Origin of the sequence: Streptomyces sp. NPDC008092, from assembly GCF_042957285.1 — a bacterium.
Taxonomy (GTDB): domain Bacteria; phylum Actinomycetota; class Actinomycetes; order Streptomycetales; family Streptomycetaceae; genus Streptomyces.
In genome coordinates this window covers 91,627-107,670 of record NZ_JBIBHY010000002.1, presented here as the reverse complement: position 1 = coordinate 107,670, position 16,044 = coordinate 91,627, and the positions used below count along the sequence as shown (strand labels likewise).

The 16,044-nt window shown below is 72.6% G+C and carries 17 protein-coding genes; 9 read left to right on the top strand and 8 right to left on the bottom strand.

Annotated features, from left to right (window positions below; translation table 11 throughout):
* Positions 1-79 precede the first annotated feature (79 nt).
* A complete protein-coding gene (locus ACFZB3_RS05425; RefSeq protein WP_391370089.1) occupies positions 80-631 on the top strand; it encodes a TetR family transcriptional regulator in 552 nt (183 codons plus the stop codon).
* 2 nt (positions 632-633) lie between these two features.
* Here the strand turns inward: ACFZB3_RS05425 and ACFZB3_RS05420 are convergent, their stop codons facing one another.
* The gene (locus ACFZB3_RS05420; protein WP_391370086.1) at positions 634-1,311 is read right to left on the bottom strand and encodes an NAD(P)H-dependent oxidoreductase; all 678 of its coding nucleotides are present in this window, start codon (positions 1,309-1,311) and stop codon (positions 634-636) included.
* A gap of 68 nt (positions 1,312-1,379) precedes the next feature.
* Between ACFZB3_RS05420 and ACFZB3_RS05415 the strand changes: the two genes are divergently transcribed.
* Entirely contained in the window at positions 1,380-2,264 is an 885-nt protein-coding gene (locus tag ACFZB3_RS05415; RefSeq protein ID WP_391370084.1) for a sigma-70 family RNA polymerase sigma factor, read from the top strand.
* Here the strand turns inward: ACFZB3_RS05415 and ACFZB3_RS05410 are convergent.
* Together ACFZB3_RS05410 and ACFZB3_RS05405 are read right to left on the bottom strand one after the other, a co-directional pair.
* Positions 2,261-2,461, bottom strand: a complete 201-nt coding sequence (locus ACFZB3_RS05410; protein ID WP_391370081.1) for a ferredoxin — start codon at positions 2,459-2,461, stop codon at positions 2,261-2,263. The genes ACFZB3_RS05415 and ACFZB3_RS05410 overlap by 4 nt on opposite strands.
* Before the next feature lie 12 nt (positions 2,462-2,473).
* A complete protein-coding gene (locus tag ACFZB3_RS05405) occupies positions 2,474-3,718 on the bottom strand; it encodes a cytochrome P450 (RefSeq protein ID WP_391370078.1) in 1,245 nt (414 codons plus the stop codon).
* Between the two features lie 293 nt (positions 3,719-4,011).
* Here ACFZB3_RS05405 and ACFZB3_RS05400 point away from each other — a divergent pair, with 293 nt between their 5' ends.
* The 4 genes from ACFZB3_RS05400 (at position 4,012) to ACFZB3_RS05385 (ending at position 6,931) form a co-directional block, all read left to right on the top strand.
* Positions 4,012-4,644 carry a LysE family transporter gene (locus tag ACFZB3_RS05400; protein WP_391370075.1) on the top strand — a complete coding sequence of 211 codons (633 nt, stop codon included), beginning with the start codon at positions 4,012-4,014 and terminating at the stop codon, positions 4,642-4,644.
* Positions 4,645-4,765: 121 nt separating this feature from the next.
* Positions 4,766-5,206 (top strand): nitroreductase/quinone reductase family protein, encoded by a 441-nt coding sequence (locus ACFZB3_RS05395; RefSeq protein WP_391370072.1) that lies wholly within the window; start codon positions 4,766-4,768, stop codon positions 5,204-5,206.
* 350 nt (positions 5,207-5,556) lie between these two features.
* A complete protein-coding gene (locus tag ACFZB3_RS05390) occupies positions 5,557-6,573 on the top strand; it encodes a glutathione S-transferase C-terminal domain-containing protein (protein ID WP_391370069.1) in 1,017 nt (338 codons plus the stop codon).
* A gap of 16 nt (positions 6,574-6,589) precedes the next feature.
* The gene (locus tag ACFZB3_RS05385) at positions 6,590-6,931 is read left to right on the top strand and encodes a DUF4235 domain-containing protein (RefSeq protein ID WP_391370066.1); all 342 of its coding nucleotides are present in this window, start codon (positions 6,590-6,592) and stop codon (positions 6,929-6,931) included.
* Between the two features lie 75 nt (positions 6,932-7,006).
* Here ACFZB3_RS05385 and ACFZB3_RS05380 read toward each other — a convergent pair whose 3' ends face one another.
* Positions 7,007-7,735 (bottom strand): TetR family transcriptional regulator, encoded by a 729-nt coding sequence (locus ACFZB3_RS05380; RefSeq protein ID WP_391370063.1) that lies wholly within the window; start codon positions 7,733-7,735, stop codon positions 7,007-7,009.
* Positions 7,736-7,863: 128 nt separating this feature from the next.
* Between ACFZB3_RS05380 and ACFZB3_RS05375 the strand changes: the two genes are divergently transcribed.
* The 3 genes from ACFZB3_RS05375 to ACFZB3_RS05365 all read left to right on the top strand — a co-directional run bounded on the left by ACFZB3_RS05375 (position 7,864) and on the right by ACFZB3_RS05365 (position 13,375).
* The gene (locus tag ACFZB3_RS05375; protein WP_391370060.1) at positions 7,864-9,357 is read left to right on the top strand and encodes an amino acid permease; all 1,494 of its coding nucleotides are present in this window, start codon (positions 7,864-7,866) and stop codon (positions 9,355-9,357) included.
* Positions 9,358-9,369: 12 nt separating this feature from the next.
* Positions 9,370-11,004 (top strand): amidohydrolase family protein, encoded by a 1,635-nt coding sequence (locus ACFZB3_RS05370; protein ID WP_391370058.1) that lies wholly within the window; start codon positions 9,370-9,372, stop codon positions 11,002-11,004.
* Between the two features lie 640 nt (positions 11,005-11,644).
* Positions 11,645-13,375, top strand: a complete 1,731-nt coding sequence (locus tag ACFZB3_RS05365; protein WP_391370055.1) for a hypothetical protein — start codon at positions 11,645-11,647, stop codon at positions 13,373-13,375.
* A 57-nt stretch (positions 13,376-13,432) separates the two neighbouring features.
* Here the strand turns inward: ACFZB3_RS05365 and ACFZB3_RS05360 are convergent, their stop codons facing one another.
* Genes ACFZB3_RS05360 through ACFZB3_RS05345 form a run of 4 tightly spaced genes read right to left on the bottom strand, consistent with a single transcriptional unit; the run spans position 13,433 to position 16,044 of the window.
* Complete coding sequence (locus ACFZB3_RS05360) at positions 13,433-14,683, bottom strand: cytochrome P450 (protein WP_391370052.1); 1,251 nt, start codon at positions 14,681-14,683, stop codon at positions 13,433-13,435.
* Positions 14,680-15,285, bottom strand: a complete 606-nt coding sequence (locus tag ACFZB3_RS05355) for an ATP/GTP-binding protein (RefSeq protein WP_351955181.1) — start codon at positions 15,283-15,285, stop codon at positions 14,680-14,682. The genes ACFZB3_RS05360 and ACFZB3_RS05355 overlap by 4 nt, the downstream gene beginning before the upstream one ends.
* The gene (locus tag ACFZB3_RS05350) at positions 15,266-15,637 is read right to left on the bottom strand and encodes a DUF742 domain-containing protein (protein ID WP_362595324.1); all 372 of its coding nucleotides are present in this window, start codon (positions 15,635-15,637) and stop codon (positions 15,266-15,268) included. Before ACFZB3_RS05350 ends, ACFZB3_RS05355 begins: the two co-directional genes overlap by 20 nt.
* Positions 15,634-16,044: a roadblock/LC7 domain-containing protein gene (locus ACFZB3_RS05345; protein ID WP_046733906.1), complete on the bottom strand. Its 411-nt coding sequence runs from the start codon at positions 16,042-16,044 to the stop codon at positions 15,634-15,636. The genes ACFZB3_RS05350 and ACFZB3_RS05345 overlap by 4 nt, the downstream gene beginning before the upstream one ends.

Genomic DNA, 16,044 nt, shown 5'->3' with positions numbered 1-16,044 from the left:
CTCGACAGTGGGAGAACGTGCGTTCTCCGGGTCGCTGCTACCGTATGAGAACGCACGTTCTCTCGTCAAGGAGTGGCCCATGGACAGCGCGGTCGCACGTGAGCAGGCCCTGGACGCAGCCGAGCGGCTGTTCTACGGGCGCGGGGTGCAGTCCGTCGGCATGGACGACATACGCGGTGCCTCCGGCGTCTCCCTCAAGCGGCTCTACCAGCTCTTCCCCGCGAAGGAGGAGCTCGTGACGGCCTATCTGGACCGGCGCGACGTGCGCTGGCGGCAGCGGCTCGCCGAGCACGTCCGGCGGCACGAGGACCCCCGGGAGCGGCTGCTCGCGGTCTTCGACTGGCTGGAGGAGTGGTTCGGGGGGGCGGACTTCCGCGGGTGCGCCTGGATCAACGCGTACGGCGAGCTGGGCGCCACCTCCCCGCGGGTGGTGGACCGGGTGCGGGGCCACAAGCAGGCCTTCCGGGACTACCTCGCGGAGCTGGTGGCCGACGCCGGGCTGGACGCCGCGCTCACCGGGCCGCTGTTCCTGCTCGCCGAGGGGGCGATGGTCACCGCGGGCGTCACCGGGAGCACGGAGCCCGCGGCGGAGGCCCGCGCGGCGGCCCGGGTGCTGCTGCGCGCCGGGTGAGGTCAGCCCAGGGCGGCGAGCCGCGAGAGGGCGGTGCGGGCCCCGGCGAGGGAGGCGGCGGCGGCTTCCTCCTGGCCGGCCAGGAAGGGCAGCAGGTCGACGCGGGTCAGCTCGGCGGCGACCGGGTGGAGGTGCTCGGGCCGGACGCCGAGCCGGGCCGTCCAGGCCTTCAGGTACGGCAGCTGGAAGTCCAGGTCCGCACGGCCGGTGTCCGGGCCGTAGCCGCCGCCGCGTGCCAGGACGGCCACCACCCGGGTGCCGGAGAGCAGGCTCTCCCCCGTGTCCGGGTGGGCGAAGGCGCCGGGGAAGGTCACCCGGTCGATCCACGCCTTGAGGGCCGCGGGCACCGCGAAGTTGTACATGGGGACGCCGAGCAGCACCGTCTCCGCGGCGGCCAGCTCGGTGACCAGGGGCAGGGTCGCTTCCCACTCCCGGGCCTCGGCCCGGCTCTCGACCAGTGCGGGCACCTTGGCGGGCGGCACGAAGCCCTCCCGCTCCACCCGGCGGCCCAGGGTGGTGTAGGCGCCGGTGAGCGGGGGCACCGGGGTGGCGGCCAGGTCGCGGTGGCGGTACTCCGCCGCCGGGTGCCCGGCGCGCCAGGCGCGGGCGAAGTCCGCGGTGAGGCGCCTGGTCACGGAGTCGGCGGTCGCGTCGGCGCTGGAGTCGATGTGCAGCAGCATGGGGTGGTCACCTCGGTCGGTCCGGATACGTCGACGGGGTGACGGAGTACGCGGCGGAAAGGTGACCCATGGACCGGCACGACGAGCTGGCGGCGGAGTTCGAGGCGCGGCGCGGGCGGCTGCGGGCCATCGCCTACCGCATGCTCGGCTCGGCCGGGGACGCCGAGGACGCGGTCCAGGAGGCCTGGCTGCGGCTGAGCCGCGCGGGCGGCGCCGACGTCGGGAACCTCACCGCCTGGCTGACGACCGTCGTCTCCCGCATCTGCCTGGACCTGCTGCGCGCCCGCACCGCGCACCGCGAGGAGCCGTACGGCGAGGATCTCCCGGAAATCGCGGCCGGCGACGGCCCCGAGGAGGAGGCCGTGCTCGCCGAGTCGGTGGGGCTCGCCCTGCTGGTGGTGCTGGAGACGCTGAGCCCGGCCGAGCGGGTGGCGTTCGTGCTGCACGACCTGTTCGGGGTGCCGTTCGAGCGGATCGCGGCGATCACCGACCGTTCGCTGCCGGCCGCGAAGAAGCTCGGCAGCCGGGCCCGGCACAAGGTGCGGGGCACGCCCGCGCTGCCGGCCGCCGAGCAGGACCGGCACCGCGGGGTCGTGGAGGCGTTCCTGGCCGCCGCCCGGGGCGGTGACCTGGGCGCGCTGCTCGGCCTGCTCGCCCCGGACGTGGTCCGGCACGCCGACCCCGCGACCCTGCCGCCGGGGGTGGCGGCGGAGCTGCGGGGCGCGCGGGCGGTCGCGGAGGGCACGGTGCTGCTCCGCGAGCGCGCCCGGTTCGCCGGGCCGGCCCTGGTGGACGGCCGGGTCGGCCTCGTCGTCGCCCCGCGGGGACGGCTGCGGTACGTCCTGCGGGTCACCGTCGAGGGCGACCGGGTGGCGGCGTACGAGGTGGTCGCCGACCCGGTGCGGCTGCGCGGCCTCGAACTGGCGGTGCTCGACGTGCCGGCGGCTGCCTAACCCGTCGGCTCCTCGACCGTGATGGCGTGCACCGGGCAGGCCCGGGCCGCCTCCCTGACCAGCGGGTCGCCGCCGCCGTCTTCCATGCCGGGGAGCAGGGTGCTGAAGCCGTCGTCGTCCTGGGTGAAGACGTTCGGGGCGGTCAGGGCGCACTGCCCGGCGCCGATGCAGACGTCACTGTCGATCTCGATGTGCATGGCAGGAGCCTCTTACCAGGTCACGGGGAGTTCCAGCATCCCCTGGATCGTGTCGCCGGGTTTGAAGGGGATCTCCTCCGGCGGTGCGGCGAGCCGCAGGTCCGGGAGCCGCTCCCACAGGGTGCGCAGGGCGATCTCCAGCTCGGTGCGGGCCAGGTTCTGGCCCAGGCACTGGTGGATCCCGAAGCCGAAGGCCACGTGGTGGCGGGTCGGGCGGTGCCAGTCGAGGGTGTCGGGGTCGTCGTAGACGGACTCGTCGCGGTTGATGACGGAGGTCGCGAAGAGCACGCCGTCGCCCTTGCGGACGGTGGTGGTGCCGTCCACCTCGATGTCCTCCAGGGCGACGCGCAGCAGCCCGTCGGCGATGGACAGCATCCGCATCAGTTCCTCGACGGCGGCCGGCACCAGTGCGGGGTCGGCACGCAGTTCGGCGAGCCGCTCGGGCTGCTGGAGCAGGGTGAAGGTGCCGAGCGAGATCATGTTGGCGGTGGTCTCGTGCCCGGCGACCAGCAGGATGAGGGCGAGCGAGACGACCTCGGCGCGGTCCAGGGCGCCGTCCCGCAGCCGCTCGTGGACGAGGTCGTCGAGGACGCCGTCACCGGGGACCGCGTCCCGGCTCTTGCGGTCGGCCAGGTCGCCGAGATAGGCCTCCAGCTTCTCGCGCGCGTCCAGGGAGTCGGCGGGCTCCGGACCGCGCAGCAGCCGCCGGGACTGCGCCTCGAAGAACTCGTGGTCGGCGTAGGGCACACCGAGCAGGTCGCAGATCACCATGGACGGCACGGGCAGCGCGAAGGCGCTCACCAGGTCGGCGGGCGGCCCCGCGGCGATCATCCGGTCGAGCAGGTCGTCGACGATCCGCTGGATGGCCGGCCGCATCACGGTCGCCCGCTTGAGGGTGAAGTCCGGGATCAGCATCCGGCGCTGGATCTGGTGCTCGGGGTCGTCGAGGCCGAGCAGGGCGAGCCGGCGGCGCTCCCGGGCCACCGCGAACCGGGCGTTCGGCATCGGGAAGTCCGCGCGCCGGCGGTCGCTGGAGAGCCGGGGGTCGGAGAGCAGCGCCCGGGCCGCGCCGTGACCGGTGACGGCCCAGACGGTGCGGCCGTCGTAGAGGGTGACGCGGGACAGCGGGGTGCCGTCGCGCAGCGGGTCGTAGCCGGTGGGCGGGTGGTAGGGGCACGTGCGGTCCTGCGGCCAGGCCACGGGGTCGGCCCGGCCGGCGGGAGAAGTGGGTTCCGTCAGGTCCGTCAGTTCTTTCATGGAAGACCTCGCAGACGAGTGTCGTACGTCGTGCCGATCTTCATTAGATGCTTGGGGCACCTATGGGGCGACCTGAAGTTCGGCCAGATCGCTGCATCGGGTGATCTGGCCGAACCACGTCCGGTCGGGGGACGGTTCCGCGCCGAAATTCGCTTGCCGGTGCGGCGCCGCGGGCCCCAGGATCTGCGCATGAACACTCCTGACGCCGTTGTGCCGCTGACCACCGCGACCTTCCGTCGGGTGCGGGTCCAGCAGCAGCCGGGGCGTCCCTGGAGGCCCGAGCCCGCACGCGCGTGACGGCCGCGCTCGTCGCCGGCCTGCTCGCCGGGTACGGGATCGCCGTCCCGGTCGGCGCGGTCGGCACGTATCTAGTGTCCCTCACGGCTCGCACGTCACTGCGGACCGGCGCCTGCGCCGCGCTCGGCGTGGCCAGCGCCGACGGCCTGTACGCCCTGCTGGCGACCGTCGGCGGCGCCGCGCTGGCGGCGGCGCTGGTACCGGTGCTCGGACCGCTGCGGCTGGTGTCGGCGCTGGTGCTGGTGGGGCTCGCCGTGCGCGGTGCGGCGGACGCGCTGCGCCACTACCGGGAGCGGCGGCTCGCGACCCGGGAGGAGCGGCCGGTACCCGGCCCCGGACGTGCCTATCTCGGCCTCCTCGGGATCACGCTGCTCAACCCCACGACGGTGGTCTACTTCGCCGCCCTGGTGGTCGGCACGCGCACGGCCGAGGCGGTACGGCCGCCGGAGCAGGGTGTCTTCGTCCTCGCGGCCTTCGCCGCGTCCGCGAGCTGGCAGCTCCTGCTGGCGGGCGGCGGGGCGCTCCTCGGCCGCGGCCTGACCGGCCACCGGGGCCGCCTGGTCACGGCGCTGCTGTCGAGCTGCGTGATGCTGGGGCTGGCGGCCCGGATGGTGCTGTCGCCCGGCTGACGTCCGGTGCCACCGGGGCAGGGGCGAGATCCCGTCACGGGCGGTGTCGTACGGATGATCCGGAGCACTTCACGTGTTGAATCGTGCTGTCAGTCTTGGAACCGACGAGGGGACGGACCTCATGCCTCTTGAGGGCGAGTACGAGCCCAGCCCGACCGCCTGGGTGCGCGAGCAGGTCGAGTTGTACGAGAACTCGGGCGGGAAGGAGGGCACGACCCTGATGGACACCGGGATGCCCGTCATCCTGCTCACCACCCTGGGGGTGAAGAGCGGGAAGATCCGCAAGACGCCGCTGATGCGGGTGGAGCACGACGGGACGTACGCCGTGGTCGCCTCGCAGGGCGGCGCGCCCAAGCATCCGGTGTGGTACTTCAACGTCAAGTCGCACCCGGCCGTCGAGCTCCAGGACGGGCCGGTCAAGCAGGACATGACCGCACGCGAGGTCACCGGCGCGGAGAAGGACGAGTGGTGGGAGCGGGCCGTCGCGGCGTACCCGCCGTACGCCGACTACCAGAAGAAGACCAGCCGGGAGATCCCGGTGTTCGTGCTGGAACCGAAGTAACCGGAACCGATGTGGCCGGAACCCGAGGCGCCGGAACCCGAGCCGGGGAACTGACGGTTCCGGGAATTCATTCCGGCCGGGAACCGGCGGAATTTAGAAAAATCTGTTTCGGGGAGGCATGAACCGGCTTCCGGCCGGGCAGCCGAATATCAGGCCCCGCCGCGTTCCCCCGTCGCGGCGGGGCTTTCATGTGCCCCCTCCTGCACGGAGCGCGCGGCCCTCTCGTCCGGACCGTCTCCCGTCCGGCCGTTTTCCGATCCGGCTGCTTCCGGCGCGACGGAAACCGGGGAACGCATTCCGCAGGGCTCCCGGTCGGCCGTAGGGCGGCCCCCCCCTGACGAGGAGGACGCATGAGCAGCGACGACGGCAACAGCGCACTGGGACACAAGGCATTCGACCGGTCCCCCAGCCACTTCACGGACCGGATCACCGCGGACGGACGGGACGGCTGGCCGGTGGCACCCGGACGCTACCGGCTGGTGGTCAGCCGCGCCTGCCCGTGGGCGAGCCGGGCGGTGATCTCGCGGCGGCTGCTCGGCCTGGAGGACGCCCTGTCGCTCGCCGTCACCGACCCGGTCCAGGACGACCGCAGCTGGAGGTTCACCCTCGATCCGGGCGGCCGCGACCCGGTGCTCGGCATCAGGTACCTCAGCGAGGCCTACGACCGCCGGGAGACCGGCTACCCGGGCGGGGTGAGCGTGCCGGCGGTCGTGGACGTGCCGAGCGGGCGACTGGTCACCAACGACTACCAGCGGCTGACCCTGGACCTGGCCACCGAGTGGACGGCACTGCACCGGGCCGGGGCGCCGGACCTCTACCCGGCACGGCACCGGGACGAGATCGACGCGGTGATGGCGGAGGTGTACGAGGACGTCAACAACGGGGTCTACCGGGCCGGGTTCGCACACGAGCAGAAGACGTACGACGAGGCCTGCGCCGGCGTGTTCCGGCGGCTTGAGCTGCTCGCCGAGCGGCTGGCGGGGCGGCGCTACCTGGTCGGGGACACGATCACGGAGGCCGACATCCGGCTGTTCACCACGCTGGTGCGGTTCGACGCCGTCTACCACGGCCACTTCAAGTGCAACCGCTTCAAACTCACGGAGAGCCCGGTGCTGTGGGCGTACGCCAGGGACCTCTACCAGACACCGGGATTCGGTGACACCGTCGACTTCGACCACATCAAGCGGCACTACTACCAGGTCCACACCGGGATCAACCCGACCCGTGTCGTGCCCCTCGGCCCGGATCTCGCCGGGTGGCTGACGCCCCATCACCGGCAGGAACTCGGCGGCCTGCCCTTCGGGGACGGGACGCCGCCCGGCCGGGTGCGGACGGCCGAGGAGGTCGCGGTCGCGGGGCGGCCCTGAGAACGCGGAGGCAGGCATGGCCAGGCGCACGAAGAAGCTGAAACTCCCGCTCGTCTACGCACCCCTCGGCTTCCTCCTGAGCTGGGCCGGCGGGGCGCTGGGCGCACTCGCCTTCCGCCGGACCTGGCTGGCGCTGCGCGGCGAGGAGCACGCGCCGGACGCCCTGGACCGGGACCGCGGCTGGGGCGAGGTGCTGCTGGCCGCGGCGGTCCAGGGCGCCGTCTTCGCGGTGGTGCGCAGCGCCGTGGACCGCACCGGCGCGACGGCCATAGAGCGCTCCACCGGGGTGTGGCCGACGGCCGGCAAGGAAGGCCGGGACCGGGTCGGCCCTCCGGGAGCGGGGCCGGACGCGGCGTGACGCGGTGCCCGGTAGGGCCGGCGTGACCGCGCTGCTCGTACGGCCCGGCCGTGCCCCGCTGCCCGGTATGCGGATTCAGCCGTCCGCCGGGCCCTTCCCGGTGCACAGGTGTGCCAGCCGGGCCTCGGCCGCCGTCAGCAGCAGGTCGAGGGCGGCCGGATAGGAGCTGCCCCGCATCGAGGCCACGAGGTGGCGGGCGGTGGCCGCGATGTTCGGGTGGCTGGTGGCCGGCAGCCGGGCGTAGGTCGCCCGCCACACGTCCGCCTCGGCGTCCCGGGCGGGTCTGGGCAGGGCGGTGTTGGCGGAGTCGAGGGCGCCGTAGGCGAGGGCCTGGTCGACGAAGGCGTGGTAGACGCGGACCGCCTCGGCGTCCGGGAAACCGGCGGTGCGGAGTATCCCGAGGATGGTCTCGACGGCCTGGATCTCGTACGTCCGCCCGGTCACCCGGTGGGCGCTGAGCACCGCCGCCCGGGGGTGGGCGAGGGCGCCGGCGTGCATCCGCAGGCCGAGGTCGCGCAGGTCGGCGCGCCAGTCGCCGGTGGGCCGCCAGACCCGCAGGGTACGGCCGATCAGCTCGTCCGCGACGGCGAGCATCAGGTCGTCGGTGTGCCGGAAGTAGCGGTAGAGGGAGCTGGGATCGGCGCCCAGGGCACGGCCGAGGCGGCGCACCGACAGGGCGTCCGCGCCGTGCTCCTCGATCAGCCGCATCGCGGTCTCGACGATCAGCTCCTCGGAGAGGACCACGCCCTGTTTGGTGGGGCGCCGGCGCCGCCGGGCGGCGGCCGGGACGACACGTTCGCTCAACGGACCTCCTGATGACGTGCGGGCACCTTATGACAACACCGTTGACCTGTGAAGGGCGCCGGCAGTTTCATGTCCCGTCACCGGGGCCGACCAGTCCGGCCCCCAGGTGCGAGCGGAGTGTGCCGGCCATGACCGACCAGCCCTACACAGCGGACCCCCCCGAGTTGCGCAGATCCCTCGGCGTCCTGGACGGCGTCGCGGTCGCCGCCTCCAGTACGGCGGCCACCACCAGCATCGGCATCGGCCTGGGGGTGACGGCCGGGGTGGTCGGGCTGCACCTGCCGGCCATCATGCTGCTGGCGTTCCTGCCGGTCCTCGGCATCGCGGGCGCCTACTCCCGGCTGAACCGGGTGGAGCCGAACGCGGGCAACGGCTACGTGTGGGTGGGCCGTTCGCTCAACCCGTGGCTCGGCTTCCTGGTCGGCTGGGTGAACATCGTGGCGACGGTGGCGTTCCTCGCGTACACCACGGCGGTCACGGGATCCGCGCTGCTGCAACTGGCGGGCGAGGCCGGCGTGCACCGCATCGGCTCGCTCGCCCTCGACCCCGGTTCGACGGCGCAGACCACGGCCCTCGGCATCGTCGCCCTGGCCGCCGTCACCCTCACCGCCGTGACCGGCATCCGCACCGCCGCCCGCCTGCAGACCGGGCTGCTGGTCTTCGAGTACGTGGTCCTGCTCGGGTTCTGCGGCTACGGCATCGTCAAGGGGCCGCACCCCTTCAGCCTGAGCTGGTTCGACCCGTTCGCGATCCCGTCGGCGACCGCGCTCGCCCAGGGCCTGCTGCTCTCGGTGTTCTGCTACTGGGGTTTCGAGGCCGCGTTCAGCGTCAACGAGGAGGTCCGCGACCCCCGGGACGCCTCCCGGGCCGGGCTGATCACCCTGGTGACCATGCTGGGACTGTTCCTGCTCGGCTCGGTGGCCTTCCAGCGGGTGCTGTCGGAAAAGGAGCTGGCCGGGCACGGGGCCGAGGGGCTGGCGTTCTTCGGCGACCGGCTGGCCGCGCAGCCGTGGGCCGCGCTGCCGCTGGTGGCGCTGATGTTCTCGGCGGTGGCCTCGCTGCAGGCCGGGGTGATCCCGACGGCGCGGGGCATGTTCGCGATGAGCCGGGACCGCACCCTCGGGCCGGTGTGGTCCAGGGTCAGTGCCCGGTACGGCACCCCGGCGGCCGGCACCCTGCTGATCGGCGCGCTGGCCATGGCGGTCGCCGGGCTGGCCCTGGTGATCCCGCGCCTCGCCGACATGATCATGGCGACGGTGAACGCGGTCGGCATCGTCGTCGCCCTGTCGTACGCGCTCACCGCGCTCGCCGCCGCCGCGCGCTTCCGCTCCCTGCTGCGCGAGGACTGGCGCCAGGGGGTGCGGGCCGTGGTGCTCCCGGCGCTGAGCGCCCTCGCCCTGCTGGGCCTCGGCGGCTATCTCGGCTGGTCCTTCTACACCTCCGCCGACCACTTCGAGGTCAGCGCGGACAACGGGTGGTTCCTGCTGGCCACCCCGCTGGCGATGATCGTCTCCGGGTTCGTCGCGGCCGGCTGGGCGAAGTACGTGCGCCGCTCGCCGTACTTCCGCACCGGCCGGGGCACCGATGCCGACGCACCCCAGCTGCTCACGACCCCCAACTGAGGAACAGGAAACATGCACGCAGATCTGCTCTTCACCGGCGGCCCCGTCCTCACCCCCGAGGGCGCCACGGCGAGCGCCGTCGCCGTCACCGGTGAGCGCATCACCGCCGTCGGCTCCGCCGGGGAGCTGCGGGAGCTCGCCGGGCCGCGCACCGAGGTGGTCGACCTCGCCGGGCGGCTGCTGCTGCCCGGGTTCCAGGACGCGCACGTCCATCCGGTCCCGGCGGGCCTCGAACTGACCCAGTGCGACCTGACCGGGCTGCGGACCGCCGAGGAGACCGTGGCCGCCGTACGCGCCTACGCCGACGCGCATCCGGAGCGGGCGTGGATCCTGGGCGGCGGCTGGTCCATGGAGGCGTTCGAGGGCGGCACGCCCACGAAGGAGCTGCTGGACGCCGCCGTACCGGACCGGCCGGTGTACCTGCCCAACCGGGACCACCACGGGGCGTGGGTCAACAGCCGGGCGCTGGAGCTGGCCGGGATCGGCCGCGACACGCCCGACCCGGCCGACGGGCGGATCGAGCGGGACGCCTCCGGCGCACCGAGCGGCACGCTCCAGGAGGGCGCGATGCAGCTGGTCGGCCGGCTCGCCCCGCCGGCCGGCCCGGCGGACCGGCTGGCGGCCCTGCTGCACGCGCAGCGCCATCTGCACGCGCTGGGCATCACGGCCTGGCAGGACGCGCTGATCGGGGACTTCCTCGGCATGGACGACCCCGCGTCGGCGTATCTGGCGGCGGCCCGGGACGGTTCACTGACCGCGCGGGTGGTCGGCGCGCTGTGGTGGGACCGGGCGCGCGGGGCCGAGCAGATCCCCGAACTCGTCGAGAAGCGGACCGCGTTGAGCCACGGCAGGTTCCGGGCGGGCACGGTGAAGCTGATGCTGGACGGGGTCGCCGAGAACGGCACGGCCGCACTGCTCGACCCCTACCTGGACAAATGCGGCTGCGCGACGCGCAATCGGGGCAAGAGCTTCATCGATCCGGCGCAACTCCCGAAATACGTGACCGAGTTGGACGCCCTCGGCTTCCAGTGCCACTTCCACGCGCTGGGCGACCGGGCCGTACGGGACGCGCTGGACGCGGTCGAGGCGGCGCGAGCGGCCAACGGCATGAGCGACACGCGGCCCCACCTGGCGCATCTCCAGGTCGTGCACCCCGCCGACGTGCCGCGCTTCGCGCGGCTCGGCGCCACCGCGAACATCCAGGCGCTGTGGGCCGCGCACGAGCCGCAGATGGACGAGCTGACGATCCCCTTCCTGGGCCCGGAACGGGCCGGACAGCAGTACCCGTTCGGGTCGCTGCTGCGCGCCGGGGCCCGGCTCGCGGGCGGCAGCGACTGGCCGGTGAGCAGCCCGGACCCCCTCCAGGGCATCCATGTCGCCGTGAACCGTGTCGAACCGGGCGGCGACGCGCCGGTGTTCCTGCCGGCGGAACGGCTGGAACTCGCGGCGGCGATCAGCGCGTACACCGCCGGCTCGGCCTACGTGAACCACCTCGACGACACCGGGCGGGTGGCGGTCGGCGCGCTCGCGGATCTGGTGGTCCTGGACCGCGACCCGTTCGCCGGGCCCCCGGAGCGCATCGCGGACACGCGCGTCGCGCACACATACGTGGGGGGCGCGCGAGTGTACTCAGCTCAGGAGGCATGAGCAGTAACACACATCACGGCCAGGTCACGCGTAGATCATTTACGCTCTGGGCAGCCTCGTAGCGCTTCACGGCTCAACTTTCGAGCCACGAAGGCCAGTTCGAGTGCACGGGTGGCCGACAGGCCACCCGTCCGCAGAGACGGGGGGACTCTGCGCACTGTCGCCCGAAAGGAAACACATGCCTCAGGACGTCACCTTCGACCTGCCCTTCGGATCCCCCCGCAGTGAGCATCCGGAGTTCGCGCGCCCGTCATCCGCGCCGGCTCCGGGACACGGACCTGGTGCGCTGCCTCATCTCCACGGCTGAGGCAGCGCCCCAGGTCCTCGTCCTGTAGCGAGAACGCTTCGACGGGAGCGGGCCGTTCACGCAAGCCCGGCGGTACCGGGGGCGCATCCGCCGTGGACCGGCGCCCCGCCGGGCGACCCGCTCCGCCTCCCCGCCCGTCGACACAGCAGTGGCGCCCCTCGCGGTCGTCCCCGGCACGAGCCGGAGCCGGTCGCGCGAGTCCGGCTGTCCGGCGAGGACGGCCGGGACAGCGAGGACGGCGCGGACGGGGCGCGGAAGCTGCCCGGACCCGACCGGCCGACGACCGCAGTCGGCCGATTCCATTGTCATGGCCACAACTTGAAGGAGACCGGTGTGAATTCCCGAGGCGCAGGTGCTGTTCCGAAGGCGTCCGCCGACAGCCTGCTCCCGGCGCGGCCGAGCGCCCAGTTCCAGCCCACGGAGGCCGGGAACACCCTGGCCGGCCTCTTCGTGACACGCACGAACGGGCGCACGGAGCAGTACCGGAGCTTCCAGAACGCCGCTCAGCAGCGCCTCGACGCGCTCGGATCCGGTCGCTCCGGCACCACGCTGCATCTGCCGGGAGCCCTCCACCAGGCGCCGCGCGAGTTCCTCCCGCCCGACGAGGAGGGCTACGCCAGGCTGAGGCGCCTCGACACCAGCCTGCGCATGATCGAGGCGGCCTTCCCCGAAGTCGGCACCGACATCGAGATCTGCCGGCTGACCTGCACGATGCTGGAAGGGGCCTGGCGGAGCCGGGCCCTCACCCCGCCGCGCGAGGAGGAGGGCACGGCCGCCTGCGCCTGCCCGCTCTGCAGTCACCTGCCCACGCCCCCCGCCCGCACCCTGGACGACTACCGCTGGCGGCAGAGCGCCGGCCGCCCCCTCGCCGTCAAGACCTGGCCGTACCGCCGGGAACTCGACAGCGTCCTGACCGGTGGCTGGTCCTGGACCCGTCAGATGAACGACCTCGAACAAGACCTCGGCCACCGCCACCGCTTCGAGGACGACATCCTCGTCTTCCACGAGTACAAGCGCGTGATCGACACCATCGACACCACCCGCCTCACCCAGCACGTCGAAGACCGCCTGGCCGCGAGTTTCAGCACCAACAGCGCACGGGCCCTGGTCTCCGGACTCTTCGCGGCCCACAAGCGATCCGTCGACGAGTACTGGCTCCAGCAGCACGACGCGGGCAGCGTCACGCTCCCCCAGACCAGTCCGCTCGGCCACGGCTCCTACTCGGCCCTGCAGATGCTGGACTGCCTGTTCTGGCACGTCGCACCCGACACCGAACTGTGGCAGGAGGAGAACCTCGCCTCCCTGCTGCTGTGCCGCGTCATCGACGACATGGCCGACGTCCGGGCCGACGCCCTCACCGGCGAGATCAGCAACTTCTGGCTCGCCGAGATGCCCACCCACACCAAGGCCTTCTACGCCGCCTGCGCGATAGCCCTCGTCAAGTACGGCTGCACGCCCGAAGCACACCGTCCGATGTGGAACACCTGGCTGCTCACGACCACCATCGTCTGGATGGGCCTGACGGGACGGCACGCCCTGTGGTTCGACGGCATCACCCAGGGCCTTCCCCCGGCCGAGGGGTGCCCGCTGTGCGACCTGCAGCCCAACGCGTGCACCGGCATCCTCACCGAGGGCACGACCCTCACCATCGCCCCACGGCCCACCGTTCCGGCGCTGAGCGCCCGGACCGCCGAGCTGTCCGCACGCTGCCGGGCCGAGCACCCCGGGGCATGGCCCCTGTTCGACGCCGAGCTCCATGCCTTCGAGGCCGTGCACGGCCCCTGGCACGGCAACACCGACAGCACCTGGGAGATCCTGCGCCGCACCTACGTCGCCGCCGTGGAGGCGTCCGCCACCGATCCGTCCCCGGACCGCGCCCGTCAGGTCCAGCAGGACGCCGGCGTGGTCGGATCGGAAAGGTTCCACACCCTGCACGACCCGCTGACCGGGCGGGAGGACACCACCCTGCTCGCCTACATGTTCGGCTGCGCCCACCCGCACTTCCTCTGGAACGCCACGGGCTACCGTCCCACGGGCGTCGCGGGCGACTGGCTCGACGGCTGACGCCTCAACGCCCGCTGCCCGGCCGGGTGACCCGACCGGGCAGCAGCGTGTACGGGCCTATACCGCGAACTCGACCGGCAGGCTGTCCAGCACGGACATCCACGTGGACGCGGTCGAGGTGAGCTCCTCCGCCGGCACGGCCAGGCGCAGGCCCGGCAGCCGGTGCAGCAGGACGTCCACCGCGATCTGGATGATGGACAGCCCGATGCTCTGCCCCGGGCACTCGTGCGGTCCGGCGCTGAAGGCCAGGTGGGACTCGTTGCCCTGCACCGAGACGTCCGGGTCCGGCCGGACCTCGGGGTCGAGGTTGCCCGGTGCGAGTCCGAGGACGAGCAGGTCGCCCTCCTCGATGCGGTGCCCGCCCAGTTCGACGTCGCTGACGGCGAAGCGGCCCGGCAGGACGGACAGCGGCGGGGAGTTCCACATGACCTCCTCCACCAGCGCGGTGATGGTCAGCTGACCGCTGGTCAGCCCGGAGAGCCGCGAGGAGTCCGTGAGGACGAGCTGCAGCACGCGGGCCAGCAGATTGCTGGTCGTGCTGTGCCCGGCCATCAGGACCAGGCGCAGATGGCTCACGACCTCGTCGTGGTCGAGGGCCGCGTGGTGCTCCAGCAGGCCGGTGGTGAAGTCGGAGCCCGGCTCGGCCCGCTTGCGGTCGACGAGTTCGCCGAGGATCTCCCGGATGATGCCGTCGTGCAGGATCGCTTCCTCGCCGCCCAGGAACACCATGGCGTTGGACTCGACGAGCCGGCGGCCCTCCGTCTCGGTGAGGCCCAGGACGCGGGCGAGGATCAGCATCGGCAGGTAGCCGGCGTAGTCCGCCACCAGATCGGCGCGGCCCTTGTCCGCGAACGCGTCGATCTGCTTGTTGGCGAAGTACGTGGCATGGCGCCGGATACCGCGGCCCACGGCGGCCTGGAGCCCGTCGTTGACGGCACCGCGCAGCCTGCGGTGCGCCTCGCCGTCCTGGGACACGCAGTCGGGGCGCCAGGCGACCATCGGGACCAGCGGATGGTTCTCCGCGACCCGGCCCTCCCGCCAGTCCCGCCAGATCCGCGCGTCCCGGGCGAACTGGCGCGGGTTGTCGAGCACCCGGCGACCGTCCCGGTAGCCCAGCACCAGCCAGGCGTTGATGTCGCCCTCCAGCAGCACCGGCGCGACGGAGCCGTGCTCCTTGCGCAGCCGTTCGTAGATGCCGAACGGGTCGGTCGCCGCCTCGGGCCCGTACAGACGGGTCAGTTCGGCCGAACCGTGCGCGACCGGGCAGCCGCGCGGGGCGTCGGAGCTGTCGGGGCTCTGGTCGTTCATCGGGGCTCCAGGGCGAGGGCGGAGCGTTCCTTCAAATGACGTATCAAGGCGATCAGTACATCACGGCTGGAGGCCCGGTCACGGGCGTCACAGGCCACGATCGGGGTGTGCGGGGAGATGTCCAGGGCGTCCCGGATCTCCTCGACGGGGTGCTCCTTGCAGTCCGGGAAGACGTTCAGGGCGATGACGAAGGGCACGTTCTGCCGCTCCATCTCCTCGATCGCCCGGAAGCTGGAGGCCAGCCGACGCGTGTCCACCAGGACGATCGCCCCGAGCGCGCCCTTGAACAGGCCGTTCCACAGGAACCAGAACCGTTCCTGTCCGGGGGTGCCGAACAGGTACAGCATCAGGTTCTCGTTGATGCTGATCTTGCCGAAGTCGAGGCTGACCGTGGTCTCGGCCTTGTCCGCGACGCCGATGAGGTTGTCGACGCCCACGGTCGCCTGGGTGAGGGTCTCCTCGGTGGTGAGCGGCTTGATGTCGCTGACGGAGCGGACCATGGTGGTCTTCCCGGTGCCGAACCCCCCGGCGATCATCACCTTGACCGAGCGGGTCCCCCCGGCACCGGGGTCGCCGGGATGGTCAAAGCCTTTCAAGTCCACTGAGTACCTCCTGGAGGAGCGCGAGGTCAGGCCCGCGTCCGGCGTGGTGCGCCGGAATGGGATCACGGGCTTCAATACGGCCTGCGTCCAGCAGATCCGCCAACAGCACCGCGAGAATGTTGAAGGGCAATCCGAGATGGGCGGTGAGTTCGGCCACCGACAGCGGATCACGGCAGCGCCGGACTATCTCCTCGTACTCGTGCTGCATCCCCGGGACGGGGGCGGTGCGGGAGACGACGAGGGTGGCCACGTCGAGGCTCGACGCCGACCCGCCCGGTCCGCTGCGTCCCCCGGTGAGGACGTAGTAACGCTCGAGACCGGACGGATCCGAGGGCCCGCGGGGAGCACTCATCCAGAGTGCTCCTCCAGGCGCGGAGAGGTGCCGAGCAGCTCGCCCATCCGCCGTGACAGGTCCCTCATCTGGTGGCCGAGCAGCCCCTGGTCGAGTCCTTCGCGGGCGAGGACCCCGAGATACGTCTCCACACCGGCCCGTACGACGAAGAGGTGACCGCCGTCGACCTCGATCATCGCCAGCCGCAGCTGCCCCGCGTACTTGGGGAACTGCTCGGCGACCGGCTGGGCCAGGGCCTGCAGCCCCGCCACCACGGCCGCGAAGCGGTCCACGTCGTCGGGGTCCTCGGCACCAAAGGAGGTGATGGCCTTGCCGTCGCTGGAGGCCACGAGGGCGAAACGGATCTCCGGGATGCTCTCCACCAGATCACGGAGCGCCCAGCTCACGTCGGTTCCCTGTTGCGTCAT

Bases quoted from the DNA above. Each gene is read 5' to 3' on its own strand.
- ACFZB3_RS05425 (WP_391370089.1), top strand. From the start codon at position 80: ATGGACAGCGCGGTCGCACGTGAGCAGGCCCTGGACGCAGCCGAGCGG.
- ACFZB3_RS05420 (WP_391370086.1), bottom strand. From the start codon at position 1,311: ATGCTGCTGCACATCGACTCCAGCGCCGACGCGACCGCCGACTCCGTG.
- ACFZB3_RS05415 (WP_391370084.1), top strand. From the start codon at position 1,380: ATGGACCGGCACGACGAGCTGGCGGCGGAGTTCGAGGCGCGGCGCGGG.
- ACFZB3_RS05410 (WP_391370081.1), bottom strand. From the start codon at position 2,461: ATGCACATCGAGATCGACAGTGACGTCTGCATCGGCGCCGGGCAGTGC.
- ACFZB3_RS05405 (WP_391370078.1), bottom strand. From the start codon at position 3,718: ATGAAAGAACTGACGGACCTGACGGAACCCACTTCTCCCGCCGGCCGG.
- ACFZB3_RS05395 (WP_391370072.1), top strand. From the start codon at position 4,766: ATGCCTCTTGAGGGCGAGTACGAGCCCAGCCCGACCGCCTGGGTGCGC.
- ACFZB3_RS05390 (WP_391370069.1), top strand. From the start codon at position 5,557: ATGAGCAGCGACGACGGCAACAGCGCACTGGGACACAAGGCATTCGAC.
- ACFZB3_RS05385 (WP_391370066.1), top strand. From the start codon at position 6,590: ATGGCCAGGCGCACGAAGAAGCTGAAACTCCCGCTCGTCTACGCACCC.
- ACFZB3_RS05375 (WP_391370060.1), top strand. From the start codon at position 7,864: ATGACCGACCAGCCCTACACAGCGGACCCCCCCGAGTTGCGCAGATCC.
- ACFZB3_RS05370 (WP_391370058.1), top strand. From the start codon at position 9,370: ATGCACGCAGATCTGCTCTTCACCGGCGGCCCCGTCCTCACCCCCGAG.
- ACFZB3_RS05360 (WP_391370052.1), bottom strand. From the start codon at position 14,683: ATGAACGACCAGAGCCCCGACAGCTCCGACGCCCCGCGCGGCTGCCCG.
- ACFZB3_RS05350 (WP_362595324.1), bottom strand. From the start codon at position 15,637: ATGAGTGCTCCCCGCGGGCCCTCGGATCCGTCCGGTCTCGAGCGTTAC.
- ACFZB3_RS05345 (WP_046733906.1), bottom strand. From the start codon at position 16,044: ATGACGCAACAGGGAACCGACGTGAGCTGGGCGCTCCGTGATCTGGTG.